The 1,276-nt window shown below is 44.9% G+C and carries 1 protein-coding gene and 1 pseudogene; both read left to right on the forward strand.

The window, feature by feature from the left end:
* A pseudogene (gene istA / locus FTU54_RS15100) lies at positions 1-519 on the forward strand (IS21-like element ISAba8 family transposase); the annotation flags it as partial.
* On the forward strand, positions 519-1,276 hold a 758-nt coding region (istB, locus tag FTU54_RS15105; RefSeq protein ID WP_180074915.1), incomplete at its 3' end, for an IS21-like element ISAba8 family helper ATPase IstB. The pseudogene istA and the gene istB, both read left to right, overlap by 1 nt.

Below are 1,276 nucleotides of genomic sequence, written 5' to 3' on the forward strand. Positions count from 1 at the left end.
GAAAATGCATTTCAGTTCTTTGCAGGAGTACCTCAGGAAATCCTGTTTGATAACGCTAAAACGATCATGATTGAACGGGATGCCTATCAGGAGGGGCAGCATAAATGGAACCCCAAACTGCTCGACTGCGCCAAGAAATACAGCTTTCGTCCTCGCGTATGTAAGCCCTACCGTGCACAGACCAAAGGCAAAGTTGAACGCTTTAATGGATACCTCAAATCAAGCTTTATTGTGCCATTGAAAGCAAGCCTGAAGACTTCGGGTTTACTGTTAGATGTTGATGTCGCCAATGCCCACATTGGCCGGTGGCTGCATGAAACCGCCAATCAGCGGATTCATGCCACCACGCAAGAAAAACCGGCTGTTCGACTACAACAGGAGCAGCAAAAATTTACGCCATTACCGCAATCAGATACAGGTTCCAGCACTGTACCTGTTGCAGCAGCACAGCATGTCATACCCTACGAGAGTTTGCAGCATCCCTTATCTGTATATGACCAGTTGCTAGGAGTTTCCTGATGAATCTGCAATACGACCGTATAGAGCAGCTTTGCCAAAAGCTCAATCTGCCTGCCATCGCATCACAATGGTCACATCATGCACAACAAACATTAGGTCAAGATGGAAGTTATGCCGACTTTGTTGAAGCGATCTTGACGCATGAATATGCTGCCAGGCAACAGCGCAGCCAGCAGGTACTGATGAAACTCTCAGGCCTGCCTCAAGTCAAAACCCTGGAAGACTATGATTTTAATTATGCCCTAGGGGCCCCTAAATCACAGGTGATTGAACTGTTCAATCTGAGCTTTATTGCTAGAGCAGAAAATGTGGTGTTTCTCGGGGCTAGCGGAGTAGGAAAAACGCATTTATCTATGGCATTAGGCTATAAGGCCATCATGAACAACATTAAGATCAAGTTCATTACCGCAGCGGATTTAATGCTGCAACTGAGTACAGCCTATCAGCAAGGTAAATTGAAAACCTATATGCAACGGGTGATACTCGCCCCAAAATTACTGATTATCGATGAAATTGGTTATTTACCGTTTGGACGTGAAGAAGCGAATCTGTTCTTTAATGTGATTGCCAAGCGTTATGAAAAAGGCAGTACGATATTGACGAGTAACTTACCCTTTAGCCAGTGGTCTAAGTCATTTGCGGATGATGTCACGTTGACCGCTGCGATGTTAGATCGGCTATTACATCACTGTCATGTGGTACAAATATCGGGTGAGAGTTATCGTTTGAAGGATAAAAAAAGAATTGGGATTCAGCC

Origin of the sequence: Acinetobacter sp. YH12116 (assembly GCF_013418895.1) — a bacterium.
Lineage (GTDB): Bacteria > Pseudomonadota > Gammaproteobacteria > Pseudomonadales > Moraxellaceae > Acinetobacter > Acinetobacter indicus.